Here is a 25,605-nt window from a genome sequence, read left to right on the forward strand (position 1 = left end):
CTATGCTAAACTACGCCGCATTTTTCGGGAACAACGACGGGAATTGGAGACATGGCCGGTCATAGCAAATGGGCAAACATCAAACATCAGAAAGCCGCTGTTGACAAAAAACGCGGCAAAATCTGGACAAAAATCATCCGTGAAATCACGGTAGCGGCACGGGAAGGCAAAACTTCCGACCCCAATGCCCACCCGCGTCTGCGTTTGGCAGTGGACAAGGCTTTGGGTGCAAACATGCCCAAAGACACCATCGAAAAAGCCTGCAAACGCGGTGCAGGTGAAACCAGCATGGAAAACTATTCCGAAGTACGTTACGAAGGCTACGGCCCCGGCGGCATTGCCGTCATCATCGAAACCATGACCGATAACGTCAACCGCACTGTCGGCGAAGTGCGCCACGCCCTCACCAAGCACGGCGGCAACCTCGGCACATCCGGCTCGGTGGCCTTCCAGTTCAAGAAAATCGGCGTGATGAACTTTGCCCCCGGTATTGACGAGGAAAAGCTGATGGAAGCAGCCCTCGAAGCTGGTGCTGACGACATCCAGATGGATGAGGACGGTTCCGCCGAAATCATCACCGCACCGGAAGATTTTGCTGCGGTGAAAACCGCCCTGATTGCTGCCGGTTTCACCCCCGACCACGATGAAGTTACCATGCGTGCCGACAACCTGACAGCGGTAGAAGGCGACACTGCCGAAAAACTGCTGAAAATGATCGATATGCTGGAAGACCTCGACGATGTGCAGGAAGTTTACACCAACGCCGATTTCAGCGATGAATCGCTGGAATCTCACGGCTAAGTGGCAACACGCCGCATCCTCGGTATTGATCCCGGCTCCCGTCAGACAGGAGTCGGGATAATCGACACCGATGGGCAACGCACCAGCCATGTATTCAGCACCTGCCTACGCTTGGGTGACGCCCCCCTCCCGGAACGACTCGGTGTCATTTTCGCCGAACTCACCCATATTATCCGCCAGTACCAGCCGCAGGAAATGGCAATTGAAAACGTATTCGTCTCCAACAATGCAGCCTCTGCACTAAAATTGGGACAAGCACGTGGCGCTGCCATCTGTGCAGGCGTCACCAGTGGCTTGCCAGTCTCGGAATATAGCCCCAAGGAAATCAAACAGGCGACTGTCGGCAAAGGCGGAGCAGACAAGTCACAGGTGCAGCACATGATCAAATACCTGCTCAACCTGCACGGACACCTGCAAGCCGACACTGCTGACGCATTGGCTGTTGCCTTGTGTCATGCCCATGCCAGCCATTTGCAAAACCGTATTTCCCAAGCGGCAGGCTTACCCCCCACCCCAACCCTCCCCCATAAGAGGGGAGGGAGCAAGAGGCAACCATCATGATTGGATTACTGCGTGGCAAACTGCTCATCAAACAACCACCCGACCTGATGCTGGACGTAAACGGTGTGGGTTATGAACTTCAGGCATCCATGACCACCTTTTATGACCTGCCGGAACTGCACACGGAAGTCACGCTGTACACTCACTTCGTAGTACGGGAAGATGCCCAGTTGTTGTACGGTTTCAGCTCGCAAACCGAACGTGAACTGTTCCGCCAGTTGCTCAAGGTCAATGGTGTAGGGCCGAAAATGGCGCTTGCCATCGTTTCCGGGATGAATCCGCTGGAATTCCGCCAGGTCATCCACGCTGGCGACATTACCCGCCTCAGCCGCATCCCCGGTGTCGGCAAGAAAACTGCCGAACGTTTGGTGGTAGAGCTGCGTGACCGCCTGCCCCAAACCGATGACAGTAGCAACGCAAACCTGCCTGCCATGTCCCAACCCCTTGCTGTCCCTGCCAGCGAGGAAGCCATCAACGCCCTGTTGGCACTGGGTTACAAGCCAGCCCAAGCTAGCCAGATGATCGCTGCTTACGAAAATCAGGGATTAAGTGTGGAAGACATGATTCGTCGTGCCTTGCGAGCCAGCCTTAACTGATACAGGCTGTCACATTGTCACTTGTCAAACCCGCCCACTGAAAACTGTCAATCCTGTCACTTTCTGACATAACACACTGATCAAGCTATCCATAACATCTTTCAAATAAAACAAACTAATTATTAATAAACATATACTTATTACAATATAAGCCAGTTGGCACGGGGTTTGCATTATCTTTGGCACAGACCGGGAAGCAACAGCCAAACGGCCTGTAAAGGGACGACAAAAACAACAAGAAAGGGTTAAAGGAAGATTTACCAGCAAGCCCCAAGAAGTAGAGAGCAGGCATAAACATCAATAACAACAAGACGCCTGACCATGCTTCGACTCCTCTAACCCCCTGCGGATGACGCGGGGGGAATTTACCCCGGAGTCATGGCGCTCAAACAGCAAGCGACAAAAAGTTTCAGCAAGCCCCAAGAGGCAGAAAGCAGCCCAACATCATCAATAACAACAAATTGCTGCTTGCCTTACGACGCCCCCTGTTTTCAGGGGGAAGATCGGCCTCGGTGCAGGAGCCAAACACTCACTGCTATGGGCGATGCAAACCGGCTAACAACAACAATAAACATAATAATAACTTTTGCCCGTGTTGACTGCCCCCGCTCGTCGGGGGCTTCGTTTTTCAGGGCACATTTAGCTACCGCCTGTCGTTTTCTCTTCCTGCTTGACGATTAACCAGGCATTTTCCATCTGCTCCAGACTAGCATCTTCCAGTGTTATGCCTTGCGCTTGCAACAATGCCTCCACCCGCAGGAATCGTTGCTCAAACTTGCGGTTGGAAACACGCAAGGCATTTTCTGCATTCACCCCCAACAAACGAGCCAGATTGGTTGCGCCCATCAAGACATCGCCGACTTCCTCCTCAATACGCGCCTGTGACTCACCCAAACGCACAGCATCCTGGACTTCACCTAGCTCCTCATGAATTTTGGGTATGACCTGCTGCCACTGATCCCAGTCAAAACCTACCCTAGCAGCACGCTGTTGCAGTTTCTGACTGCGACGCAAGGCTGGCATGGCGTGAGGAATACCCGCAAAAAAACCATCATTGACACCCTTGTCAGTGCGCTCCGCCTGTTTAATGGTTTCCCACGCCTGCTTCTGTTCACGTTCATCGGCATACACCGTTGCACCGAATACATGTGGATGCCGTCGCAGCATTTTCTGGCTGATCCCCTCAACCACATCATTAAAATCAAACAGACCCTGTTCCTGTGCAATCTGCGCCAGAAACACAACCTGGAACAGCAAATCGCCTAACTCATCACGCAAAGCAGCCGTATCCTGCCGGTCAACAGCATCGGCGACTTCGTACACTTCTTCCAGTGTATGGGGAATAATACTTTGCCATGTTTGTTTTACATCCCACGGACAACCGGAGTGTGGGTCGCGTAAACGTGCCATGATGTCCAGTAGTTGTTGAATTACCATACTATTGACCTTTAATAATGTGCGGATGAGGCATTGTACCCCCCACCATCTGTAAGAAAATTTGCCCTCAGCTATAGTCACTTAATAGAGATTTAGCCTATAATCGGAACGTTTGTTGTATATTTAAGACACTATAGACAATTTGGTTCCTATAATGCCACACTAGGCGGCGGAACCAGATAATCCGACAACGTTAAACTCGAAACCAGGCTTAAGGAGATCACAATGACTCTGAAGAAAATTGCAGGCGCCAGCATCGCTGCACTGATGGCAACCATGATGGCAACTACTGCTTATGCAGAAGATGGCAAATACGTTCAAAACAGCGACAAGCAAGCTGTCAAAAACAGTGCAGGCGAGTGCGTCAATGCACAGTTCGGCAGCACACCTGAAGGCTGCGAAGCTGCACCGGCTCCCGCTCCAGCACCCGCTCCAGCACCCGCTCCAAAACCAGCTCCAAAACCAGCTCCAATCCAGAAAATGACTCTGGGTGCTGATGCCAACTTTGACTTTGACAAGGCTGACCTGAAAGCTGAAGGCAAAGCCAACCTGGATAAATTCATGGCTGGCCTGGCTGGCGCGAAAGTATCCGGCATCAGCGTTGTTGGTCACACTGACAGCGTAGGTTCTGACGCTTACAACCAGAAGCTGTCTGAAAAGCGTGCTGCTTCTGTTGCCAACTACCTGTCCAGCAAAGGCGTTCCTGCTGCTGCCATCCAGGCTGCTGGCAAAGGCGAATCCCAGCCTGTTGCTGACAACAAGACCAAAGCTGGTCGCTCTGCGAACCGTCGCGTAGAAGTTGAAGCTGCTGGTACCAAGTAATCCGGTAGCGTAGCTTCCTGAAAAGCCGGGGCAATCCTCGGCTTTTCTTTTGCCTGCCCACAATGGCTATTCCCCTTCCTCATCAGATTCAGCTAATATAGCCCGCTTTTATTTTGGCTGGATTATACTTTCCTGCCTAACATTATTACATCATCACCACAATCCGTCTGGAGACAGAACCTATGTCCATCAAAGTGGCTGTACCCAAGGAAACTGCCGAGGGTGAACGCCGGGTTGCCATGGAAGCCAGCGTTATTGCCAAGCTCGGCAAACTGGGCGCGGAAATCCTGATCGAAGCTGGGGCTGGCAGTGCCGCCCACATCCCGGATGCTGCCTTCAAAGGGGCAAGCATCGTCACCACCACTGCCGAACTTTACCAACAGGCTGACATCGTGCTGAAAGTGCAGCCCCCTTCCGAGGCGGAAATCGCCCAGATGAAGGATGGTTGCGTGCTAATCGGCACACTCAACCCATACAAACACCCTGAACGTATCGCTGCCCTTAAGGCCAAAAACATCACCACTTACGCGATGGAACTGATCCCGCGCATTTCGCGGGCGCAAGCGATGGATGTACTGTCCTCGCAAGCTGCCGTGGCAGGCTACAAAGCGGCAATCATGGGCGCAGACCTTGCGCCACGCTTTTTCCCGATGCTGACCACAGCGGCTGGAACCATCCGCCCTTCCAAAGTCATTGTCATCGGCGCAGGCGTGGCAGGTTTGCAAGCCATTGCTACCGCTCGCCGTCTGGGTGCGGTGGTGGAGGGTTACGACGTGCGCTCCGCTACCAAAGAGCAGGTGCAATCGCTGGGGGCGAAATTCATCGAGCTGGGCATCAAGGCCGAAGGTGCTGGCGGTTATGCCCGCGAACTGACTGCTGAAGAAAAGCAGCAACAACAGGATGAACTGGCGAAACACATTGCCACTGCTGACGTGCTGATTACCACGGCTGCCGTCCCCGGTCGCCCTTCACCCAAAATCATCCCTGAGTCCACCGTGGCGGGCATGAAATCCGGTGCGGTCATCATTGACCTGGCAGCGGAAGGCGGCGGTAACTGCACCCTGACGCAACCGGGGCAAACCATCGTCCACAACGGTGTTACCATTCACGCGCCGTTGAACGTGCCAAGCCAGGTGCCAGTCCATGCCTCGGAAATGTACGCCAAAAACCTGCTGAATTTCCTATCCCCGATGCTGAAAGACGGGCAATACGCCCCCGATTTCAACGACGAGGTGATTGCAGGCGCGTTACTGACGCATGAAGGCAAGATTACCAACGCAGCCATCCGCCAACTGGTCGAAGGAGCATAATCATGGACGGTTTTCTCGCAATTTACATCGTCATGCTGGCGGCTTTCACCGGCTATGAAGTGATTTCCAAAGTGCCGGTCATCCTGCACACCCCGCTGATGTCCGGTTCCAACTTCGTCCACGGCATCGTGCTGGTGGGTGCAATGGTGGTATTGGGTCAGGCGGAAGGTTTCATGGAGCAACTGGTCGGTTTCATCGCGGTGGTGCTGGCAGCGGGTAACGCAGTCGGCGGCTATGTCGTCACCGAGCGGATGCTGGACATGTTCAAAAGCAGCAGCAAAGGGGAGAAGTAAACCATGAATCTGTTTGTGGAAATTGCCTACTTTGCGGCAGCCATCCTGTTCATCCTCGGCCTCAAGCAGATGTCCTCGCCCGTCACGGCTCGGCGCGGCATTATCTGGGCGGGCGTGGGCATGGTGCTGGCAACCCTGTTTACCTTTGCCCACCCGCACATCAACAGCAACTACCTGCTGATCATCGTCGGTATCGCCGTCGGTGGCGGGCTGGCGTGGAAAACCGGCAAGGAAGTCGCCATGACCGACATGCCGCAGATGATTGCGCTCTACAACGGTATGGGCGGCGGCGCGGCGGCAGCGATTGCGGCGGTGGAACTGATCAAGCAACACCCAATGAGCTTTACCGTGCAACTGATGGCGGTGTTCGGGGCGCTGATTGGCGCGGTGGCTTTCTCCGGCTCGCTGATTGCGTTCGGCAAGTTGCAGGGTATCAAGCAATTGCGCGGCGCAATCCGCTTCAAGCACCAGCAGCGCTATAACGCAGCCGTGTTCGTCACCTTGGTATGGATGGCGTTCGGCATTACCACCAGCAGCACGGATTACGGCATGTTCACGCTGTTCCTGTTCTTCGCGCTGGCACTGGCGTTTGGCGTGATGATGACGCTGCCAATCGGTGGCGCTGACATGCCGGTGGTGATTTCGCTGTACAACGCCTTCACTGGCCTCGCGGTCGGTTTTGAAGGTTTCGTGCTGGATAACCCGGCGATGATGATTGCCGGTATCGTGGTCGGTTCCGCCGGTACGCTGCTGACGCAACTGATGGCGAAAGCGATGAACCGCCCGATTTCCAACGTGCTGTTCAGCAATTTCGGTGAAACCAGCGGCGAAGCGCAGGAAGTGACCGGCAGCATGAAGGCCATCGAAGCCCCGGATGCTGCCATCATGATGGCATTCGCTGAAAAGGTGATCATCATCCCCGGTTATGGCATGGCAGTAGCGCAAGCGCAGCACAAGATCTGGGAAATGGTCAAACAGTTGCAGGAACGTGGCGTGACGGTCAAATTCGCCATCCATCCGGTGGCAGGGCGGATGCCGGGGCACATGAACGTGTTGCTGGCGGAAGCGGGTGTGCCGTATGACATCATCTACGACCTTGACGAGATCAACGAGGAATTTGCCACCGCCGATGTCGCGCTGGTGATCGGTGCGAATGACGTGGTAAACCCGGTAGCACGTACCGACCCCAATAGCCCGATTTACGGGATGCCAATTCTGAACGCGGATTACGCCAAGAACGTGATTGTGGTCAAGCGTGGGCAAGGCGCTGGTTTCTCCGGGATTGAGAACCACCTGTTCTTTGCCGACAACTGCCGGATGCTGTATGGCGACGGTCAGGCGGTGGCGAATGCGTTGATTGCGAACATGAAGGAACTGTAAGGGGCTTCGCCTTGTTTCCACAATATGGTCAAAAAACTGCACCCAGTCTGAACATCAAGTCTTGACAATCAGTAAAAAAGCCCGGTTCATCCGGGCTTTTTCGCAAGTTGTCCACATATTCATCATCCGTTCATAAACGGCTCAACATCATCAATAAATTTTTTTCAAAAACACTTATCCATTTGAAAATAAAGATATATTTTAGCATGTATATTTTTTAGTCAATATGAAAACAGGCTTATCCCACAAGGCTTTCAGGATGATTTCCGCAGTTCTTCCACAGAGTTATCCACAGCTTTTGTGCATAACCCCATAACCTCTACCAGAAACAAGCAGTTGTCTCCATTTCGCACGTTTTGTCTCAATAAAGGGACTTAAACTCGATCACCGCCGGGCTTGCAATTCCGTTAAACTTCCCCTATGAGCCAGCAATCACACATCATACACGTCGCCGTCCCCCGCCCTTTGCGCACCACATTGACCTACGCCCTGAACGAGGGACAAATGCCTATGGTAGGCGCACGGGTAAGCGTACCACTGGGCAAACAAACATGTGTAGGGCTGGTGCTGGCGGTTGAAGCCCTGGCTACGGATACCGAACACACCTTCGCGCTGAAACCAGTCGGTGAAATTCTCGACACCACACCTTTGCCGGATGCCCACTGGCTGGAACTGCTGGAGTGGGCAGCACGCTATTATCAACACCCCATTGGTGAAGTGCTGTTTTCCGCCCTGCCCGTTGCCCTGCGTAGCAGCAAACCGCTGTCCAAACGGATGCAAAAACGGCTGGCTGCCACACCTGTCGTGGCACAGACACCGCCACCATCGTCGCTCGCCTTGACCATGGAACAGCAACACTGCCTGCAAACCATCCAGCAATGGCAACGAGTAGACACCCCGCGCCCGGTGTTGCTGCACGGCATTACCGGCAGCGGCAAGACAGAAATCTACCTGCGCCTGATTGCCCCCTTGCTGGCAGATGGTAAACAGGTGCTAGTAATCGTGCCGGAAATCGGCCTCACCCCACAGTTGCTGGCACGTTTCCAGCAGTTTTTCGCTGATACCTACATCGTGTGCCTGCATTCCGCCCTGAGTGACGGGGAGCGCTTGCAAGCCTGGCTGGAAGCCCGCAATGGCAAAGCCCGCATCATCATCGGCACACGCTCTGCCGTGTTTACCCCAGCACCGCAGCTTGGCCTGATCATTGTTGATGAGGAACACGATAGCTCACTCAAACAACAGGAAGGCTTCCGCTACCACGGGCGTGATCTGGCTGTAAAACGGGCGCAGATGCTGAATATTCCGATCTTGTTGGGGACAGCAACACCCTCGCTGGAATCGCTGTATAACGTGCAAACAGGTCGTTACCACCATACCCTACTAAAACAACGCCCTGGTGCTGCACGCCCACCCGGCCTGCAAATCCAGGACAGCCGACCGTTCACACTGGATGCAGGGCTATCCCCACCCAGCCTGCAAGCCATCCGCACCACCCTGGCACGTAGTGAACAGGTCATGGTATTTCTCAACCGGCGTGGTTTCGCCCCAGCCCTGTTCTGCCCATCCTGCGGCTGGCAAGCCAGTTGCCAGCATTGCAGCGTCAACATGACCTGGCACGCCCGCCGCAACCGGCTGGTTTGTCACCACTGTGGGGCGGAACAAGCCACCCCAAGCCAGTGCCCTTCCTGCCACAATCCCAAGCTGACTACCCAGGGACAAGGGACGGAACGGGTGGAGCTGGCACTGCAAACGCTGTTCCCCCATTTCCCGGTGGTACGTATCGACCGTGACAGCACCAGCCGCAAGGGGGAACTGGCAGACAAGCTCGCCACCGTGCGCAGCAATGAACCTTTGGTGCTGGTTGGCACACAAATGCTGGCAAAGGGACATGATTTTCCCAACCTGACCCTAGTGATCATTCTGGATATTGACCACTCCCTACTCAGTAACGATTACCGCGCCTTGGAAAAGCTGGGGCAACTACTGGTACAGGTTGCCGGAAGAGCCGGGCGGGCAGACAAACCGGGACAGGTTATCCTGCAAACCAGCCAGCCGGAGCACCCCCTGTTGCACCAACTGGTTGGGCATGGCTACACTCCGTTCGCCCGCCAGTTGCTGGAAGAACGCAAACGCTGGCATTTTCCGCCGTATGGTTATCATGCCCTGATCCGTGCCAGTGCTGGCACTATGGAAAAAGCGCTAAAATTGCTGGATCATATCAGTCATCTGCTAGCCAATAGCGACAATAACCTGCAACGGCTCGGCCCCATTCCAGCCCCACTGGAAAAAAAAGCCAACCGTTACCGGGCGCAATTGCTAGTCGGCGGCAAGCAGCGTGCCACCCTGCATAATGCCTTGCGGCAGTTGCTGGCTCATGAAAACAAACTACCGGGACGATCGAGTGTCCGCTGGTCGATTGATATAGATCCGGTTGACTTGACTTAACCGGACGCAATCGTAGACTTTACTGAAAATTTGCACTATAAGTCATTAATAGTTCAAATCTTTAGTGATTTTTACTATAATTTTGCTGAATTACCGATTCGGAATCATAACCATGACCAAAGATTTCAAACAGCAAGCTGTTGCCGACAGCGGTATGGGGCAGTATGGTGCAAGCTGGATGTTGGGCGGTATCGCCATGGGTCTGGTAGCGGGTTTGCTCATGTATGTACTCGCCAGCAAAGATGACGGCGGCAATACAGCACAAGCGCAGACTATCGCCAACACCACCCAGTATGCATCTGTCAACCCGACACAAACCGGCGGCACAACCACCGACACGACACCTGCCATGCGTGATGTACCCGCTGACACCACCTCCCGCAATACTTCCCCCGGCTTCAGCTACCATGCTGTGTTGCCACAACTGGAAGTGGGCATCCCGATAGCCGTGCAGGAAGAACAGGCAGCCCAAGCCAAAGCAGAAGCAAAGCCAACGACCAAAAAAGAGGAAAAACCGGCACAAACACCTGCGGAGCAAGCGAAAACCACAGCCGATGCCCAGAAAAAACCCGAACAACCTGTCAGCAAACTGGGCAATGCCAACGGCTTTCAGTTAGGGGCTTACAAAACCCAGGAACAGGCAGCCGCACTGCAAAATCGCCTGAAAAAGAACGGCCTCAACACCCGGATAGAACCCGGTCTGGTCAACGGTGAAACCTGGTTCCGGGTACGTATTGGCCCTGCCACCAGCCCGGAAATGCTCCAGAAATGGCAACAAACCCTTTCTGGCATGGGAATTAGCGCCCTGCCCATCCGTATGTAACAATGCACAAAAATCTGCTGCAACCGCGCAACAAGGAGTAACATCACATGGCACAACTAGACATCGCTTCCGGCAACGTCGTTGCCAACGCCAGCGAAAGTGAACGCGCTGGCTTTATCCGTCGTACCTACCTACATCTGGGTGGGGCAATTCTCGCTTTTGTCGGAGTCGAAGCTGCCCTGATCCAGTCCGGCATCGCCGAATCCTTTGTTCACCTTTTACAAGGCAGCAAATGGATGTGGCTGGTCGTGATGGGAATGTTCATGGGCGTATCCTATATCGCCGACAAGTGGGCGCACTCCGCCATTTCCAAGGAAATGCAATATGCTGGGTTGGGGCTGTTCGTGCTGGCGGAAGCCATCGTCTTCATGCCGCTGATTTACATTGCCCTGAACCATGCGCCTGACGTGCTGAGCCATGCTGCCCTGCTGACCCTGATGCTGGTAGCTGGCATCACGTTTACGGCTTTCACCACCCGCAAAAACTTTTCATTCCTCGGGCCAGTCCTGAACATTGGTGGCTTGATTGCCCTAGGCGTGATTGTTGCCAGCATCATCTTCGGCTTCACACTGGGGTTGGTTTTCTCCGGCATTATGATCGTGTTCGCGGCTGCGGCAGTGTTGTACAGCACTTCCAACATCATTCACGAATACCACACTGAACAACACGTGGCAGCTTCCCTGTCACTGTTCTCCAGCGTTGGCCTGCTGTTCTGGTATATTCTGCAATTCCTGATGAGTCTGACGGGCCAGGACTAATTCTGACGCAAACACCCTTTCGACAGGCGCCCAATCGGGCGCCTTTTTATTTGGCAGGAAACAACATGGCAACTTACGCAATCGGCGACCTGCAAGGCTGTTACGAGCCACTGCTGCGCCTGCTGGAAAAACTCCGTTTCGACCCCGCTGAGGATACCCTCTGGTTTGCAGGCGATCTGGTCAATCGGGGCAAGCATTCGCTGGAAACCTTGCGCTTCATGCGTTCGCTGGGCAAAGCTGCCATTTGCGTACTGGGCAATCATGACATCAGCCTGATAGCCGCTTTCCACGACTTGCGCAAACCGCACAAAAGCCTCAAGGCACTGGTAGAAGCCCCCGATTACGCCGAACTGATTGAATGGGTGGCACAACGCCCCATCCTGCATACCGACCAGCAACTAGGCTACGCCATCAGCCATGCCGGAATTCCCCCACAATGGGATATGCACACCGCCGAAACCTGCGCCCGTGAGGTAGAACAAATGCTTGCCAGCCCTGCCCGCGCCGTCTGGCTAGCGCAAGTGTATGGCGATTTGCCGGATGTATGGAATAGCCACCTCCCCCTCTTTGAGCGCCACCGTTATATCCTCAATGCCTTTACCCGGATGCGCTACTGTCGCCCGGATGGCAGTCTGGAGTTTGAAGCCAAACAACACCCCGATACTTACGCCGGAAAAAATGACAAAAACCGGAAACTTATTCCCTGGTTCAATTATCCAACAAAACATGCACTTGGCATGACCATCCTGTTTGGACATTGGTCAACACTGGGGTATTATGCTGGCAACAAGGTCATTGCGCTGGATACGGGCTGTGTTTGGGGCGGTCAGCTCAGCGCAATCAGAATAGATACCAATAATCCAACTCTCATCACCGTAGAATGTACAGAATATGGCTGATAACAATCAAAATCCCATGCCGGGTAATTATGCCGGTACGATAAAAGTCACCGTCAGGGGACGTGACTATTACGTGCATAGCTCAGCACCGATGCCGATGATGCCATTGGCTGATCTGGAAGAAGCCCTGATCTGCAACCGCCAGATCCTCAAGGACAGTCAGGACAAGCTCCGCGAAAGTTTCATCCAGGAAGCCTTCGAATACGCTCCACCGTGGATTGTCAATTACGATGCCCCCATGCAGGACGCCATCCAGGCACACCTCAACATCAACATGCTGGTTCCACTGATCAACCTCAAGGGCGGTCATGCCACCTTTGAGAAGCCTGAAACCCTCAATGTCCAGACGCGCATGGAAATGATGCGCAACGTGGCAGAAAGAGCCGTGTTTCTGGACAAATTCGGGCAGCGCAACAGCGTCAACACCGCCCTGTTGGTCAGTCTGGCCTTGATGCTGTTGCTCGCGCTAATCCTCGTCTGAAGTAACCGTCTGCTCACCGCTCAGTTGCAGGATTTCGGCCAGCACCGCCTCAATCGCAGGCAGGTCAGGAATGAAACATAGCAGATGGGAAGCCCGTACCTGCCTTGCCACATAAGGGCAACGCTGCACATTGCCACTGTGGTCATCACGCAGGGTATCCGGCAGGATGTCGAGTGTGTTCAGGTTGCCCTGCACCCGCAAGGCCAGAAACGGCAAACCCGGCACGGCAGACACGGTATGCAGGATGAGACAACGCCCTTCTTCGGCTTCGCCCGGCTCTTCCTGCATACACAGGGATTCCAGCGACACCACTGGAATCTGCCGGTTACGCCATTGCAACCAGCCCTCGATACCGGGGTGGGCGGACGGGCTTAACGCATCACCTTTCACCAGTTCTGCCATCAGGTTCAGCGGTAGGATCAAGCTGCCCTTGTGCAAACGCACAATCAGGCTTTTGACGGCAGGCAACGGTTGGGTACTCATGCTGGCACTAACTCCTCGGGGTTGATGTGTCCGCTTGCCAACACGCCTTGCAGCGTATCCAGCAGGATTTCATTCTGGTAAGGCTTGCCAAGGAAGCGGGTAGCCCCCAGCGACAAGGCATGTTCACGGTGTTTCGGTGCGGTGCGGGAACTGATCATCACCACCGGCAAATTGCGCCATTGCGGATCACGCCGTAGATGCCCCAACAACTCGAAGCCATCCATGCGCGGCATTTCGATGTCCAGCAATACGGCATCCGGCAGGAACTCGCCGACCCGCTCCAGGGCTTCCATCCCGTCCTTGGCGGTTGCCACCACGTATTCCCGTGCATTGAGGAATTTCTCTGTCACCCGCCGCACCGTGACCGAATCATCCACCACCAGAATACGGGGCGGGCCGGAAAACTCTTCCACCATTGCAACATCCGCCTCTTCAGCAAACGCTATGGTTTCCGCTGCATCAGTCTGCATAACACGCCGCGCCAGCTCCGTCATGTCCGGCACGAGGAACACGCTGCCATCCGGCGCCACCGTTGCTGCCGAATACAGACGGCATTCCTTGAACAACACACCCAGAGGTTGTAACACCACTTCGCGCCGCCCCTGCACATGCTCAATCACCCAGGCAATCGCCTGCTCTTGCAGGTTGATGAAGACCACCGGATACATTTCATCCGGCACATACGTAATCACCCCGCCTGCACCGAGCTGTTCTGCCAACTGGCAGAGCCGGTAAGGCTGCCCGGCAAATTCCAGTTGCGTGCTACCTGCGTCCAGTGCCCGTTGGATGTCCGCCCCTGACAAGCGTGCCAAACCCTGAATGCCGCCGATGGGCAAGGCAAACACCTGACCTTGCACCTCTGCCAGCAACACCGGGTTGACCATCAGGGTAAACGGCAAGCGCATGATGAATTCCAGCCCTTTCCCTGTTTCAGACTCGATTTGCAGGCTACCGCCCAATGCTTTGAGTTCGGAATACACCACATCCATGCCCACTCCACGCCCGGCAATCTGGCTGACACTGGCGGCAGTGGTGAAACCGGTACGCAGGATCAAGCGGTCAATTTCACTATCCGGCAACATTTGCCCCGGCTGTACAAAGCCCAGTTCCAGCCCGCGTCGGCGAAGTTGCTGGCGATCCAACCCCTTGCCATCATCGCGGAAACGGATGACGATTTCGGCATCATCACGGCTAACACTGAGCATGATACGTCCGGCAGGTGGCTTGCCTAACCGTTCGCGCTCGGCAGGCATTTCAATACCGTGGGCAAGTGCATTGCGGATCAGGTGTTCCAGCGGAGCCGTCATATTCTGCAACAGGTTGCGGTCAAGTTCGCATTCCTCACCCTGTACTTCCAGCGTGACCTGCTTGCCCAGTTCGGTAGCCGTCTGACGGGTCAGGCGGCGCAAGCGCGGAACCAGCACGGTCAGTGCCACCAGACGGGTTTCCAACAAATCCTGCTGGATCTGGCGAGTAGTACGCATGTCTTCCTGCAAAAGCTGTTCGCCCTTGTGCAACTGCCCGTTGAGGTCGGCTTCCAGATTGACCAGATCGTTGAGGCTCTCTGCCAGTGACCGGGAAATACGCTGGATTTCGGCGTACTGATCCATTTCCAGCGGGTCGAAACCGTCTGCCGTCGCACGAGAAGCTGTGCGGGAATGACGCCCGTCATGAATCTGTGCTTCGGATTCCAGTTCCAGCGCCCGAATTTGCTGGCGCAAGCGGGCGACGGTACGCCCCAGTTCTGCCACATCACCCCCCATGCCGTTGAAATATTCCGACATGCGGATTTGCTGGACATTCAGCCCCACTGCCCGGTCAATCAGGCGATCCACAAAGGCCGCAGGCAAGCGGATGGTTTCGTGACTGGCAGCCTTGCTATCATCCACTACCACACTCGCCACTTCTGCCTTGACCGGCATACCCAGCACGCTGATGTCGGGCAGGCTGTTAGCCTGTTCTGCCAGCATTCGCTCCAGCAGGCTGCTGAATTCGCCCTGTTCACCACGCAGTTTTTCCCTAGAATCCGTCTCGGCAACGGATTCTGCTATTGCGGGTTCTGTGGCTTCAGCAACTGGGGTGGCTGATTTCTCCGGTACTTGCCCCCCTGCTATCGGCACGTCAGTCAGGCAAACCAAAGAATCGGTCATGACTGGTGGTTGGGCAGGCAAGGAATCAAGCTGTTTGACGATACCCTGTTTCTGACAGGTCTCTGCCAGTGAGTGCAGGTTGTCAATGGCGGTTTGCAGGGTTTCCAGCACGGATGGATCAATGCCACTACCCGCTGCCAGACGGTTTAACAGGTTTTCGGCTTCATGGCTGACATCCGCCAATGGCGTAACCTGTGCCATACGTGCGCCGCCTTTGAGGGTATGGAATTCACGTTCCAGTGCGCGGATGGATTCGTGATCGCTCGGGTCTTCCCGCAAACGTTGCAAGTTCTGGTCAAGGGAAGCGAGCTGGTCGGGGACTTCTTCCCAAAACAGTTGCCAGACCAGCAGGGTATCGGCATCGGCTTCCTCAGCCTCGTCCATGTCCACTGCGTCCGGCATTTCGACTTCCAGTTCCACGCTGTCAGTAACCTGTAAAAAGAATGGTTCTGGTTCGGGTTCTGGCTCAATAACGGCCGATGGAACTGGACTGGAAAAGTCCAGCACCTCCTCTTCGCTGTCAGCAGCATCATCCACCAACCAACCATCAGGGGCGATGATCTTACTGGTAATGGCGACTGTTGGCTTGGGCGGTAAGGCAGCCTGGAATACCGGCGTTTGCTCGTCTTCGCCTGCCATGATAGCTTCGGCGACTGCCACCATCGTTTCCACACCCGCATCTTTTTCCTCTGCGGTCTGAAAAAACACCTGTCTGGCTGCCAGTTCCTGAATGGCGTTGTGTACCTGGGAGGCTACCCGATCATTGGCTGGCAACTGCCCGGACAACACCTGATTCAGCAGGCTTTCATGCGCCCAAGCGAAATCACCCAGCGCAAATGCCCCCGCCATGCGTCCGCTGCCCTTGAGGGTGTGGAAGCCACGGCGGATTTCGACCAGCAGGCCGTGGTCGTGACGATCCTTGTTCCATTGCGGGAAGAGATCACCCAGCGTCTGGATAATCTCGGCAACTTCTTCGGTAAAGATTTCAAAGATTTCATCCCCCAGCGTCTCACGCAGTCTGGTAGCTGGCAGTACTGCCGGGGAATCGGCTGGTTCGCTCAGGCAGGCTGCGGTTGCAGGCTCTGGTTGCGCATCCGCCGGAATAGCGTCGTCGCTGTAAGCTGTTGTGCTTTTTTTTTTGCTTCAACATCCTGCATCCGGCTGTTCAGATCCACACCTTCCAGCAGGTTCAGCTCGCTTTGCTGATCCAGCTCCCGTAGCTTGTCATAACCGGTCGGCAGCAGTGACAAATAGTCCTCATCATGTTGGCGGGCAGAAATGGCAGCTTCCAGCAGGGTCAGGATGTCAGCGAATATCGCCAGTTCCTGATCTGAGGGTCGACGCTGCTTGACCAGCAAGTCTTCCCGCAGGTAACGCAAGGCAGTATCCACCATCGGCTGCAATTCCTCTGCGCCAAGGATGTTGAGCGCCCCACTGATGTTGTCCAGCGCTGCCACGACTTCATCGAGATAATAGAAGGCTCCCTCATCCTTGCAGAATGCCACCATGCGTGCCTGAGCCTTGTTCAGTTCCGCCTGGGTTGTTCGCATCAGGCTGCGGGCAGTAGAAGGATCCTGATTCTCGCCTTCCCCGCTGAACACGGCATCCGTCGTGTCATAGCCGGTCTGGGCATACTCGCGCAAAACCTTTTCCAGTCTGACGTAGTGGGTACTGATGCGCAGCAGCTCATCCAGACCCTGCGGCTGATGGAGGGCAGACTTGTCCAGCAACTCCTCACCCAACTGGCGGGTCAGTTCACTGGCGTGCCCCAGACCGATCATGCTCAGGGTGCTGGCAAGACGGGAGGTCTTGTCTGCCAGTTTGCCCAGCAACTCCGGCTGCTGCTCCTCATCCTGCATCCCTTCCAGCGTACCCTGCAAACCCTGCAATTCGTCGATCACGGAGTTGGCTACAGCGTGCCACAAGTCCCGCCCTGGCATGGTGTAATGCTGACGCAGTTCCACCAGGGTTTCGCCACGTGGCAGGTACAAATCCAGGTTGTAAGCAGCCTTGACCCGATCCGTCACTGCCGCGCCGGATTCTGCCAGACCGATGTAATACAACAAATTTTTGAACAGTTCGTCAGGCACGGTTTCGTTATAGTGCGTTTCACCCATTTCACCAAAACGGCGGATTTCACGCTCCATGCGCCCCATCAGCATCTTGACGGCGACACTGTGTTCCAGCCGCCCCTGTTCCAGTGCTTCCGACAGCGCTGAAGTAATCCACCACAAGGCACGCAAACGACTGGAAACATTCAGTACCACCATGTTGCCTGCCACCTTGCTGGCAGCTTGCAACATGCGTTGCGGTTGTTCGTTGCGGAACCAGCCCAGCAGGGCTTTCTGGAAATAGAAACGCAGCTTGGTGCTGACTTGCTGCAAACGCTCGGTTGCCAGATCGACGAATTCTTCCGTGCCGATCTGCTCGTTGCCCACATGCCCGTCTTCCGGCAGGAATACCAGGTGTTCAGACAGCAATTCGGCATCACGCGCCGCCCGCAGGTTGTTCAGGGTAGGCAATACCACCACCGGCAGGTCGGCATAACCATCTTGCAAATGTTTGAGGTACTCGGACAATTGCAACAAACCTTCAGCAACCGCCTCTTGCGCGGCCTTGAGGTTTTCGACTTTGTGCTGGATCAGGGCGTCCAGCAGCAGCACGATTTCACGCCCGAGCATACTGGCCCCGTCAGCCCCGAGTACATCCAGCACACCCCAGATCAGACGACAGGCTTCCCGGCATCCACTGAGCGCACTGCCATCATTCGACTGGCTGTACTCAGCAAACAACTGTCGAGCCTTCTCGATGGATTGTTCCGCATCGTTCATGATCCAGCCGAGACGGCTTGCCAAACTTGATTTATCCGAAATCATATTTCACCTGTCGTTATTTTTTTTCTTCTGCCAGATTGAAACCGGCAATCGACTGACGCAAATCTGTCGCCGTAGCATTCAGGTTTGTCACCAGCGTGCGGGTTTCCTGACTGTATTGGGCGGCCTGGCGGGTCGTTTCCTGTATTTTTCCCATTGTCCCACTCACCCGTTCCGCCATGTCAGCCTGTTTGCCAGCCGCATCTGAAATGTTGCCAATCAGTCGGGCAAGCCCCACCGTGACGTTTTCCACTTCATCCAGCGCCTCACCGGCAGCACCGGCATTGCGTGCCCCATCCACCACCTTGGCAGTGGTTTCCTCCATGGAAGCCATTACCTCATGGGTGTCTGCCTGCATGGTTCGGATCAGCACATCAATCTTGCGTGAAGCACCGGCTGCCTGTTGCGCCAGTTGCTGCATTTCGTCCGCCAGCCGCCGGAAACCGCTGTTGCCCCCCGCAGCATTGCTGGCGGTGGTCTGGATGGATGCATTCAGCGCCAGAATATTGGTCTGCTCGGCAATGTCATTCATCAGGCGCACGATGTCTCCCACTTCCTGCGAACTTTCCCCCAAACGCTTGAGGCGCTTGGAAGTTGCCTGTATCTGCTCACGGATCGCCCCCATGTCATCAATAGTGGCACGTACCGTGCGTGCCCCTGCTTGGGCAATTTCCAACGATTTGCGGGCAACTTCGGCTGAACTGGAAGCATTGCGCGACACCTTCTGGATAGATTGGGTCATGGTCGCAATCGCCGAGCTGGCAACACCGATTTCCTGTGTTTGCCGTGCACTGGAATCTGCCAACTGGTTGACCCGCTCATCCGCATCCTGGGCAAAACGGGTCAGACGGTTGGAGGTCGAGTCCATACGGATGACCAACGCCCGCAAGGCATCCACCGCGTAATTGACCGCATCGGCAATCGCTCCGGTCACATCTTCCGTCACAGTGGCTCGCATAGTCAGATCGCCATCCGCCAACGAACTCATTTCATCCAGCAGACGCAGGATAGCCTGTTGCTGCTGGCGGGCATCACCGGCACTTTGCCGTCTGACCTGTTGTTGCAAACGTACCAGCAACCCACCCAGTATCAGTGCTGCCACCAGCAACAACCCTGCCAGCAATTGCCATACAAACAGACTCATGCCAGCACCTCCCGGCTTTCCAGAGCCGCCACCAGTTTGCCTGCATCCAGCACTGCCACGGTTTCCCCTTCCAGTGCCAGCCACTGGCGCACGTAACACAACCAGAGGCTGGAACTGTTTTCAGGCGCTGCCACTTCGGGCGTATCCGACCAAATGTGATGTACACCTTCAAACACATTGACCTGTAGACCAAACCACTCCTGTTTGCCCTTCATGACAAACGCACGGGAAGATGCAGTTGGTGTCTTGAACTCTCCCAGCAACAGACCCGCCAGATCCACCAGCGTCACCAGTTGCGCCCGGAAATACGCCACACCCCGCACCCACGGAACAACACCACGCACCCCTGCCACAGCAGTCGGCGTAATCACTTCATCAACCTGCTCGCAAGGAATCAGACAAACCAGACCACCAATCTGTACCCGGAAACCAGACCACTCCTGCAATTCCAGCTCATCACGTTGGCGAAAGCGGCGCTTTTTCTCACGCAGCAAAGCCAGCCCTGCCAGTAACTCATACGGGCTTGTCATGAAAACCTGCCTTGCGGACAAACTGAGCCAAGGTATCCAGCAACACTTTCGGTGCTACCGGCTTGACCAGATAGGCTTTGGCTCCCTGCCGCATGGCCCACAGACGATCCGTTTCTGCGGATTTGGAAGTACAGACAATGATCGGAATATGTGCCGTTTCAGGTGTACGGGTCAGCTCACGGGTTGCCTGAAAACCATTGACCAGCGGCATCACTACATCCATCAGGATGACATCCGGCTGGCGAGCCTTGGCGACCTGAATACCTTCTTGACCATTGCAGGCCACACTGACCTGATAACCGCTTTTTTCCAGCAGGGCGCTGAAAATACGGGTTTCTGCCAAGGAGTCATCAATAATCAGCACATGTGGTAGCGCCATGGCACATTACCTCTCTGGCTGTACCACGGTTTCCACTTTCGGCTGAGACTGGGGCAAAGGTTCTGCACCCGTACCACCCAGTTCCACATGGGTATAAATGGCTCCCAGCAAATCCTGTTTGGTAAATGGTTTGGTTAGATATTTGTCAGAACCAGCCAGCCGCCCGCGTGCCATGTCAAAGATACTATCCTTGCTGGACAGCATGATGACCGGAATGTCACGGTACTGACGATTGGCTTTGATGAGGGCACAGGTTTGATAGCCATCCAGGCGGGGCATCATGATGTCGACAAAGATGACATCGGGCTTGAAGGAAGCGATTTTCGCCAGAGACTCAAAACCATCGCTGGCGGTCACTACCCAGCAACCCTGCTCGCTCAGCAAGGTTTCAGCAGTGCGCAGGATGGTCTTGCTGTCATCCACGACAACGACTTTCAGGCCAGTCAGGTCGCGCTCAGGCGCTTTAGTTTGGGTATCAGGCGTATTCACACGTAATAGCTCGTTGTTTTTTTAATTATTTCAGACTAACCGGCAACCCCCGGCAAGCCTGTGCCTACAAAAGGTGTGGAAGCAGTGACAAAGCCCCCTATAACACTTTTTTATTCATTATTGGCAGTTTACTGAAATGGCAAACATATCCAAAAACCTTTCTGACAAACGTCACGCCACCAACGGATAGAGATCCCCTGCCACTAGGGTCACATGAGTGATTTCCGGGGCGCAGTTGCGGCGGATAGGCAATCCGGTCGAACCAATCCCCCGGCTGGTATACACCCAGGATTCATTCACACGGTACAAACCCTGCACATATTTTCGCCCCAAAAATGGGCGGATAAACGGCTTGCCCGGTTTGATCTGCACTTGCCCGCCGTGGGTATGCCCGGAGAGTTGCAGGGAAATACGGCTGTCAGCCGCATACCAGTCGATCATATCCGGCTCGTGTGCCAGCAGCACCACCGGTTTGTTGCCACGCAAACGATCCAGCGTAGTCTTGATGTCCGGCTGCCCCAGCCAGCCATCATCAATACCCGCCAGATGGAATACGCCATTGCCGTGCTGGATGTCCAGCCCCTCGTTGCGCAACACCGGAATGCCGTGCCGCACAAACGTTTCCTCAATCAACACCGGGTCAGTCTTGATGTCGTGGTTGCCCATTACCGCAAACACACCGTAACGGGCATCCAAACCCGCCAGTACCGGCACAAGATCGAGGATGTCCTGCTCATCATGCCAGACATAATCCCCGGTCAACACCACCAGATCAGGCTTGAGGGCATTAGTTTTTTCCACTGCCCGCTGAATGTGCTCCACCTGGGTATAAGGCCGCAAATGCATGTCGGTAAGCTGCACGATGGTAAACCCCTCCAGTGCTGGGGGCAGGTTTTTCACCGGAATATCGACGAATTCCTCCACCAGCCAGCGGATTTCATTAGTCCGGTCAGCATGACGGTCGTCGTGGAAATAGTTCAAGCGCCCAATCCGGTTAAGCACCCGTTGCGGGGTCTTCGTCGCTGTCTTCAACATGGTTGCAGCCTCAGGTTACATGCCAAAACGGAAAACCTCCGTCCGGGTAATACCGGATTCACGCACCCCCTTGAGTGCCGCAGCATACGCACACAGGATTCCCCCTGCATAGATGATACGGTCACGGAAGTAAGCATCCGCTTCCGGCTTGTTCTTGTTTGCGTCCTCATTCAGGACAGATTCGACATTGCGCACAATGATATGTTCAGGGATATAACAGATACGATTGTTTTTGTAACTGCTCATTCGCAATTCTGCCACCGGATAGGCGCCACCATCCGAGGAAGACACCGTGACAATCAGGGCAGGCTTGTGCGCCAGCTCATCGGCTCCCCACAGCAGGAAAAAATTTTTCAGCCCTGCCGGAACCTGCCCGTGCCATTCGGGGGAAATAATCACGAAACCGTCACTTTCCGCCAGTTTTTCCGACAAGGGGTTGAGCAATGTCTGCCATTTGGCCTCACCCTGCCAGATCCCCTCATCCCACAAGGGTAGCGGGTTGCCTGCCAGCGAGAATACCTCAGTTGCGGTTGCCTGATTATTATCAAGCAATGAACGGGCAATGACCTGTGCCACCTTGTCGCTTTGTGAATGGGCGCGGTGGCTGCCACTGATCAGCATGATTTTCATAATTGACATTTCCTTCAGCAAAAAGCCGGGATATACCCGGCTTTTTGCTGCTTGTCCAATAAGCCTGTTGGGCTTAGATAAACAGGCAGATGTCGGATTCGCCAGCGAACTCGAAGAACATCGCAGCACCTGCGTATTCAACGCCGTCGATGAATTCCTTTGGCTCCATTTCAAACAGGTCAACTGTCATCTGGCAAGCGATGAATTTGACATCAGCCTCCTGGCATAGCTCACGCAATTCCTTCAGGTCAGCAACGCCTTTGTCCGCCATTTTCTTTTTCATCATGGCAGTCATCATACCCTGCATACCAGGCAGCGCCTGCAACAGAACCGGCATGGGCATCGGCATCGGCATACCAGGGTTGCCAAGGGACGTAACTTGCAGATTCAGGTCTTTTTTCAGCAATTGCAGACCGTAGAAAGTGAAAAAAACCTGTACGTCATAACCGAGTGCAGCAGCCGTGGATGCCAGAATGAATGGGGGATAACCCCAGTCCAGAGTACCTTTGGTTGCGATGATAGCCAGCTTTTTCATGCCTTGTGTCTCATGGTAAATTTACAATTTACGGGTCTGTGAAAACCCACCTCTCTCAAATGCAGTATCACTATAACAGAATTCTCTAATTTAGGCAGCGTTTGGCAAGACCACCTTCATGCCTGACTGATACCAACTAATAATGCCGCCGCGCAGGTTGATGGCGTCAATGCCGGTATTCTGGGAGAGATACATACAGGCTTGCGCGGAACGAGCCCCACTGCGACAATAAAACACGATGGTTTCATCTTTGGGCAGGTCATTCATGCGTAGGGGCAAGGTGTGCAGCGGCATGAATTCGGAACCTTCAATAATGCCCTGGGCAACTTCAGATGCCGAACGCACATCAATCAGGCGAACTTTCTCCCCTGAATCCAGCATTTTTTTCAAACCAGTAGCATCAACTTCACGAATTCCGAACATAAGCACTCCCACACCCAATAAATATCAAGATATACTAATATTCTAATAATGACCATACTGCTGTCAAGTACAGCGATTTCCGCTATAGTCACACCATGAACGCAAACATCGCCAACGCCTGCCTTGTTGCTGCATTGCTCAGTAGCAGCCCCCTGTTGCACGCTGCCACACTGGATTTACAAGCCGCCGATCTGAATGTTCCGGATCTGGGTAGTTCTGCCAGCAAATCCTTGACCAGTACCGAAGAAAGCCTGCTAGGGGTCGAAACCGTGCGTAAACTGCGCGGCAGCGAGCCGGTAGTGGAAGACCCCGAACTCAGTAGCTGGCTGCAAAACCTTGGCAACCGTCTGGCACGTCACGCGCCCAATAACGGCAAATTCCATTTTCTGATCGTCAAGAACCCGGACATCAATGCCTACGCCATGCCGGGTGGCATCATTGCCATCCATTCCGGGCTGATTCTCAATACCCAGTCGGAAAGCGAGCTGGCAGCGGTCATTGCCCATGAAATCGCCCACGTCTCGCAGCGGCATATCGCCCGCATGATGTCCGATCAGGAACTAAACCCGCTGGTGACAGGACTAGGGGTAGTTGCTGGCGCTGCCGCAGCCCGCAACAGCCCGGAAGCTGCCAAAGCCATCATTACCGGCACAATGGCAGCGCAAGCCCACCAGCAATTGTCTTTCAGCCGCCAGATGGAAACGGAAGCCGACCGGGTGGGGCTGCGTATCCTCACCGGAGCCGGTTTCGATCCGCAAGCCATGCCTGCCTTCATGGAAAAACTGGATCGGCGCACCCATGACCTGTACGGCGACATTAGCCGTTACCTGCGCACCCACCCCCTCAGCATCGACCGTCTGAGCGATACCCGCAATCTTGCCAGCCAGATGGGCAAACGGGCTGCCCGCGAAAATGAAACCTATGTCTATGCCAGGGAAAAGCTGCGGGCAATGACAGCACCCGCCTCGCCCGTCAACGCTCAAGGCGACCCGCAACTGACCCGCTATGCCCAGGCGCTCCGCCAGTTGCAAGGCAACCCGCAAGCAGCCCTGCAAACCCTCGGCAACCCTGCGGGCAACCTGCCCGTCACGCTAGCAATCGCTCAAGCCTACAACCAGAGCCACCGGTATGCTGACACGGAAAAGCTGCTAACGCCGCTGGCTAACGGTTCCCAGCGCGAAGCTGTCCTGCCTGTGCTGGCGGAAGCCCTGCTAGCTAATGGCAAAGCTGCGCAAGCATGGTCACTACTGGATCGGGTGCAACTTGTCGAACAGACCAGTCTGGAGTTTCTGGAAATCCGCCAGCGGGTTGCCGAACAGGCAGGACAGTCAGCGGAAGCCTACCGTTCTGCTGCCGAGCGCAGCACCCGTATGGGTGAATACAAACACGCTCGCGCTCTGCTGGAACAAGCAACCCGCATTCCCGGCGTTCCCGCCCAGACAGCAGCCCGGATGCACGCCATGATGCTGGACATAGACCGGGCAGAAAACCGCAGCAAATTGTTGGACAAGCGCTGATTTACTCCTTACACCGGCGAAGCAACTCTCCAAAAATCTCCTTGAATATCAATGCATTCTTTTGCAACGCACAATTTAGAAAGTAATTATATTATTAAATAATAATAAATGATTGATTCTATTAAAACTTTTTGCGTCCCTTCAAACAATCGGTTAAGCTGCGAATCCGGCTATTGATAAATCTCAAGGTTTGGACGGGGGGTAGCTTACATCACCATCCTTTTGCCAGTAGCGGTTCAAGATAGTCCTGACGTTTTTGTTTAGAGAGAGAGGAGGTAAACATGCGGAAACTTTTTCGCATTCTGGCAATGTCGGTGGCAGTCTCTGCCTTGACGTTGAGCGCTGCTATCCCGTCGGCCTTTGCCGCAGACGAGAAAAAAGATGCAGCCAAAGCCGATGCAGCACCTAAAGCTGCTGATGCGGCTCCCAAAGCTGACGCAGCCCCCAAGGCTGATGCAGCCAAACCTGCAGAAAAAAAGGAACTCACCGGTAAAGAACTGGCGTTTGATCGCAGCTTGGGCAATTGCCTCGCTTGCCACATGATCGCAGGTGGTGAATTGCCAGGGAACATCGGCCCGCCACTGATTGGCATGGCTGCCCGCTTCCCGGACAAAGCCAAACTTCGTGCTCAAATCTATGATGCCCGTGTTGCCAATCCCGACACCATCATGATTCCATTTGGGCCAATGGGCGTGTTGACCGATGCAGAAATCGACAAAGTTGTCGACTTCATTTCAACACTGTAAATCCATACAGCATTACCTGGAGAGAGGAACCTATGAAACGCAGAACATTTTTGCAAGGCACCTTG

Annotated in this window: 26 protein-coding genes; 14 read left to right on the forward strand and 12 right to left on the reverse strand. The window is 54.6% G+C overall.

Annotation, left to right across the window (positions count from 1 at the left end):
- Positions 1-51 precede the first annotated feature (51 nt).
- Genes B2U47_RS14040 through ruvA form a run of 3 tightly spaced genes read left to right on the forward strand, consistent with a single transcriptional unit; the run spans position 52 to position 1,958 of the window.
- Positions 52-801 carry a YebC/PmpR family DNA-binding transcriptional regulator gene (locus B2U47_RS14040; RefSeq protein WP_296675759.1) on the forward strand — a complete coding sequence of 250 codons (750 nt, stop codon included), beginning with the start codon at positions 52-54 and terminating at the stop codon, positions 799-801.
- Positions 802-1,362, forward strand: a complete 561-nt coding sequence (ruvC, locus tag B2U47_RS14045) for a crossover junction endodeoxyribonuclease RuvC (RefSeq protein ID WP_296675761.1) — start codon at positions 802-804, stop codon at positions 1,360-1,362.
- On the forward strand, positions 1,359-1,958 hold the full coding sequence (ruvA, locus tag B2U47_RS14050; RefSeq protein ID WP_296675763.1) for a Holliday junction branch migration protein RuvA: 600 nt from the start codon (positions 1,359-1,361) through the stop codon (positions 1,956-1,958). Before ruvC ends, ruvA begins: the two co-directional genes overlap by 4 nt.
- Positions 1,959-2,597: 639 nt before the next feature.
- Here the strand turns inward: ruvA and mazG are convergent.
- Positions 2,598-3,395, reverse strand: coding sequence for a nucleoside triphosphate pyrophosphohydrolase (mazG, locus tag B2U47_RS14055; protein ID WP_296675766.1), 798 nt, complete (start codon positions 3,393-3,395; stop codon positions 2,598-2,600).
- A gap of 225 nt (positions 3,396-3,620) precedes the next feature.
- On the opposite strand from mazG, the gene B2U47_RS14060 reads away from it, so the two are divergent.
- From B2U47_RS14060 to B2U47_RS14100, 9 genes are all read left to right on the forward strand, one after another.
- Complete coding sequence (locus tag B2U47_RS14060) at positions 3,621-4,217, forward strand: OmpA family protein (RefSeq protein WP_296675769.1); 597 nt, start codon at positions 3,621-3,623, stop codon at positions 4,215-4,217.
- Positions 4,218-4,399: 182 nt separating this feature from the next.
- A complete protein-coding gene (locus B2U47_RS14065; protein ID WP_296675773.1) occupies positions 4,400-5,527 on the forward strand; it encodes a Re/Si-specific NAD(P)(+) transhydrogenase subunit alpha in 1,128 nt (375 codons plus the stop codon).
- On the forward strand, positions 5,527-5,820 hold the full coding sequence (locus B2U47_RS14070) for an NAD(P) transhydrogenase subunit alpha (RefSeq protein WP_349675736.1): 294 nt from the start codon (positions 5,527-5,529) through the stop codon (positions 5,818-5,820). The genes B2U47_RS14065 and B2U47_RS14070 overlap by 1 nt, the downstream gene beginning before the upstream one ends.
- Before the next feature lie 3 nt (positions 5,821-5,823).
- The gene (locus B2U47_RS14075) at positions 5,824-7,200 is read left to right on the forward strand and encodes an NAD(P)(+) transhydrogenase (Re/Si-specific) subunit beta (protein WP_296675778.1); all 1,377 of its coding nucleotides are present in this window, start codon (positions 5,824-5,826) and stop codon (positions 7,198-7,200) included.
- Positions 7,201-7,620: 420 nt separating this feature from the next.
- A complete protein-coding gene (locus B2U47_RS14080; protein ID WP_296675781.1) occupies positions 7,621-9,645 on the forward strand; it encodes a primosomal protein N' in 2,025 nt (674 codons plus the stop codon).
- A 112-nt stretch (positions 9,646-9,757) separates the two neighbouring features.
- Complete coding sequence (locus B2U47_RS14085; protein ID WP_296675783.1) at positions 9,758-10,468, forward strand: SPOR domain-containing protein; 711 nt, start codon at positions 9,758-9,760, stop codon at positions 10,466-10,468.
- Positions 10,469-10,515: 47 nt separating this feature from the next.
- Entirely contained in the window at positions 10,516-11,226 is a 711-nt protein-coding gene (locus tag B2U47_RS14090; RefSeq protein WP_296675786.1) for a Bax inhibitor-1/YccA family protein, read from the forward strand.
- Between the two features lie 65 nt (positions 11,227-11,291).
- A complete protein-coding gene (locus B2U47_RS14095; protein WP_296675789.1) occupies positions 11,292-12,125 on the forward strand; it encodes a symmetrical bis(5'-nucleosyl)-tetraphosphatase in 834 nt (277 codons plus the stop codon).
- Positions 12,118-12,606 (forward strand): hypothetical protein, encoded by a 489-nt coding sequence (locus tag B2U47_RS14100; RefSeq protein WP_296675791.1) that lies wholly within the window; start codon positions 12,118-12,120, stop codon positions 12,604-12,606. The genes B2U47_RS14095 and B2U47_RS14100 overlap by 8 nt, the downstream gene beginning before the upstream one ends.
- Here B2U47_RS14100 and B2U47_RS14105 read toward each other — a convergent pair.
- The 11 genes from B2U47_RS14105 to B2U47_RS14155 all read right to left on the reverse strand — a co-directional run bounded on the left by B2U47_RS14105 (position 12,592) and on the right by B2U47_RS14155 (position 23,277).
- Complete coding sequence (locus B2U47_RS14105; RefSeq protein WP_296675794.1) at positions 12,592-13,089, reverse strand: chemotaxis protein CheW; 498 nt, start codon at positions 13,087-13,089, stop codon at positions 12,592-12,594. The two genes, B2U47_RS14100 and B2U47_RS14105, sit on opposite strands and share 15 nt — an antisense overlap.
- Complete coding sequence (locus B2U47_RS14110; RefSeq protein ID WP_349675744.1) at positions 13,086-16,343, reverse strand: Hpt domain-containing protein; 3,258 nt, start codon at positions 16,341-16,343, stop codon at positions 13,086-13,088. The genes B2U47_RS14105 and B2U47_RS14110 overlap by 4 nt, the downstream gene beginning before the upstream one ends.
- The gene (locus tag B2U47_RS14115) at positions 16,298-18,094 is read right to left on the reverse strand and encodes a hypothetical protein (protein WP_296675796.1); all 1,797 of its coding nucleotides are present in this window, start codon (positions 18,092-18,094) and stop codon (positions 16,298-16,300) included. The genes B2U47_RS14110 and B2U47_RS14115 overlap by 46 nt, the downstream gene beginning before the upstream one ends.
- Before the next feature lie 34 nt (positions 18,095-18,128).
- The gene (locus B2U47_RS14120) at positions 18,129-19,256 is read right to left on the reverse strand and encodes a methyl-accepting chemotaxis protein (protein ID WP_296675799.1); all 1,128 of its coding nucleotides are present in this window, start codon (positions 19,254-19,256) and stop codon (positions 18,129-18,131) included.
- Positions 19,253-19,786: a chemotaxis protein CheW gene (locus B2U47_RS14125; protein WP_296675801.1), complete on the reverse strand. Its 534-nt coding sequence runs from the start codon at positions 19,784-19,786 to the stop codon at positions 19,253-19,255. Before B2U47_RS14125 ends, B2U47_RS14120 begins: the two co-directional genes overlap by 4 nt.
- Complete coding sequence (locus tag B2U47_RS14130; protein ID WP_296675803.1) at positions 19,770-20,165, reverse strand: response regulator; 396 nt, start codon at positions 20,163-20,165, stop codon at positions 19,770-19,772. Before B2U47_RS14130 ends, B2U47_RS14125 begins: the two co-directional genes overlap by 17 nt.
- A 6-nt stretch (positions 20,166-20,171) precedes the next feature.
- Positions 20,172-20,612 (reverse strand): response regulator, encoded by a 441-nt coding sequence (locus B2U47_RS14135; protein WP_296675830.1) that lies wholly within the window; start codon positions 20,610-20,612, stop codon positions 20,172-20,174.
- Positions 20,613-20,825: 213 nt separating this feature from the next.
- The gene (locus B2U47_RS14140) at positions 20,826-21,689 is read right to left on the reverse strand and encodes a metallophosphoesterase (RefSeq protein WP_296675806.1); all 864 of its coding nucleotides are present in this window, start codon (positions 21,687-21,689) and stop codon (positions 20,826-20,828) included.
- Between the two features lie 15 nt (positions 21,690-21,704).
- A complete protein-coding gene (locus B2U47_RS14145) occupies positions 21,705-22,319 on the reverse strand; it encodes an NAD(P)H-dependent oxidoreductase (RefSeq protein ID WP_296675808.1) in 615 nt (204 codons plus the stop codon).
- 73 nt (positions 22,320-22,392) lie between these two features.
- A complete protein-coding gene (dsrE2, locus tag B2U47_RS14150) occupies positions 22,393-22,854 on the reverse strand; it encodes a sulfur carrier protein DsrE2 (RefSeq protein WP_296675812.1) in 462 nt (153 codons plus the stop codon).
- Positions 22,855-22,944: 90 nt separating this feature from the next.
- Complete coding sequence (locus B2U47_RS14155; protein ID WP_296675815.1) at positions 22,945-23,277, reverse strand: rhodanese-like domain-containing protein; 333 nt, start codon at positions 23,275-23,277, stop codon at positions 22,945-22,947.
- A 95-nt stretch (positions 23,278-23,372) separates the two neighbouring features.
- Between B2U47_RS14155 and B2U47_RS14160 the strand changes: the two genes are divergently transcribed.
- Together B2U47_RS14160 and soxX are read left to right on the forward strand one after the other, a co-directional pair.
- Positions 23,373-24,794, forward strand: a complete 1,422-nt coding sequence (locus tag B2U47_RS14160; protein ID WP_296675817.1) for a M48 family metalloprotease — start codon at positions 23,373-23,375, stop codon at positions 24,792-24,794.
- Between the two features lie 281 nt (positions 24,795-25,075).
- A complete protein-coding gene (gene soxX / locus B2U47_RS14165; protein ID WP_296675819.1) occupies positions 25,076-25,540 on the forward strand; it encodes a sulfur oxidation c-type cytochrome SoxX in 465 nt (154 codons plus the stop codon).
- Positions 25,541-25,605: the final 65 nt, after the last annotated feature.

The organism is Thiothrix sp. UBA5583 (assembly GCA_002425225.1).
Classification (GTDB): Bacteria; Pseudomonadota; Gammaproteobacteria; order Thiotrichales; family Thiotrichaceae; genus Thiothrix; species Thiothrix moscowensis.

Coding starts and splice junctions, on each gene's coding strand:
- B2U47_RS14090 (WP_296675786.1), top strand. CDS start 10,516: ATGGCACAACTAGACATCGCTTCCGGCAACGTCGTTGCCAACGCCAGC.
- B2U47_RS14095 (WP_296675789.1), top strand. CDS start 11,292: ATGGCAACTTACGCAATCGGCGACCTGCAAGGCTGTTACGAGCCACTG.
- B2U47_RS14160 (WP_296675817.1), top strand. CDS start 23,373: ATGAACGCAAACATCGCCAACGCCTGCCTTGTTGCTGCATTGCTCAGT.
- ruvA (WP_296675763.1), top strand. CDS start 1,359: ATGATTGGATTACTGCGTGGCAAACTGCTCATCAAACAACCACCCGAC.
- B2U47_RS14125 (WP_296675801.1), bottom strand. CDS start 19,786: ATGACAAGCCCGTATGAGTTACTGGCAGGGCTGGCTTTGCTGCGTGAG.
- B2U47_RS14145 (WP_296675808.1), bottom strand. CDS start 22,319: ATGAAAATCATGCTGATCAGTGGCAGCCACCGCGCCCATTCACAAAGC.
- B2U47_RS14105 (WP_296675794.1), bottom strand. CDS start 13,089: ATGAGTACCCAACCGTTGCCTGCCGTCAAAAGCCTGATTGTGCGTTTG.
- B2U47_RS14140 (WP_296675806.1), bottom strand. CDS start 21,689: ATGTTGAAGACAGCGACGAAGACCCCGCAACGGGTGCTTAACCGGATT.
- B2U47_RS14075 (WP_296675778.1), top strand. CDS start 5,824: ATGAATCTGTTTGTGGAAATTGCCTACTTTGCGGCAGCCATCCTGTTC.
- soxX (WP_296675819.1), top strand. CDS start 25,076: ATGCGGAAACTTTTTCGCATTCTGGCAATGTCGGTGGCAGTCTCTGCC.
- B2U47_RS14080 (WP_296675781.1), top strand. CDS start 7,621: ATGAGCCAGCAATCACACATCATACACGTCGCCGTCCCCCGCCCTTTG.
- B2U47_RS14060 (WP_296675769.1), top strand. CDS start 3,621: ATGACTCTGAAGAAAATTGCAGGCGCCAGCATCGCTGCACTGATGGCA.
- B2U47_RS14040 (WP_296675759.1), top strand. CDS start 52: ATGGCCGGTCATAGCAAATGGGCAAACATCAAACATCAGAAAGCCGCT.
- dsrE2 (WP_296675812.1), bottom strand. CDS start 22,854: ATGAAAAAGCTGGCTATCATCGCAACCAAAGGTACTCTGGACTGGGGT.
- B2U47_RS14155 (WP_296675815.1), bottom strand. CDS start 23,277: ATGTTCGGAATTCGTGAAGTTGATGCTACTGGTTTGAAAAAAATGCTG.
- B2U47_RS14120 (WP_296675799.1), bottom strand. CDS start 19,256: ATGAGTCTGTTTGTATGGCAATTGCTGGCAGGGTTGTTGCTGGTGGCA.
- mazG (WP_296675766.1), bottom strand. CDS start 3,395: ATGGTAATTCAACAACTACTGGACATCATGGCACGTTTACGCGACCCA.
- B2U47_RS14130 (WP_296675803.1), bottom strand. CDS start 20,165: ATGGCGCTACCACATGTGCTGATTATTGATGACTCCTTGGCAGAAACC.
- B2U47_RS14100 (WP_296675791.1), top strand. CDS start 12,118: ATGGCTGATAACAATCAAAATCCCATGCCGGGTAATTATGCCGGTACG.
- B2U47_RS14085 (WP_296675783.1), top strand. CDS start 9,758: ATGACCAAAGATTTCAAACAGCAAGCTGTTGCCGACAGCGGTATGGGG.
- B2U47_RS14065 (WP_296675773.1), top strand. CDS start 4,400: ATGTCCATCAAAGTGGCTGTACCCAAGGAAACTGCCGAGGGTGAACGC.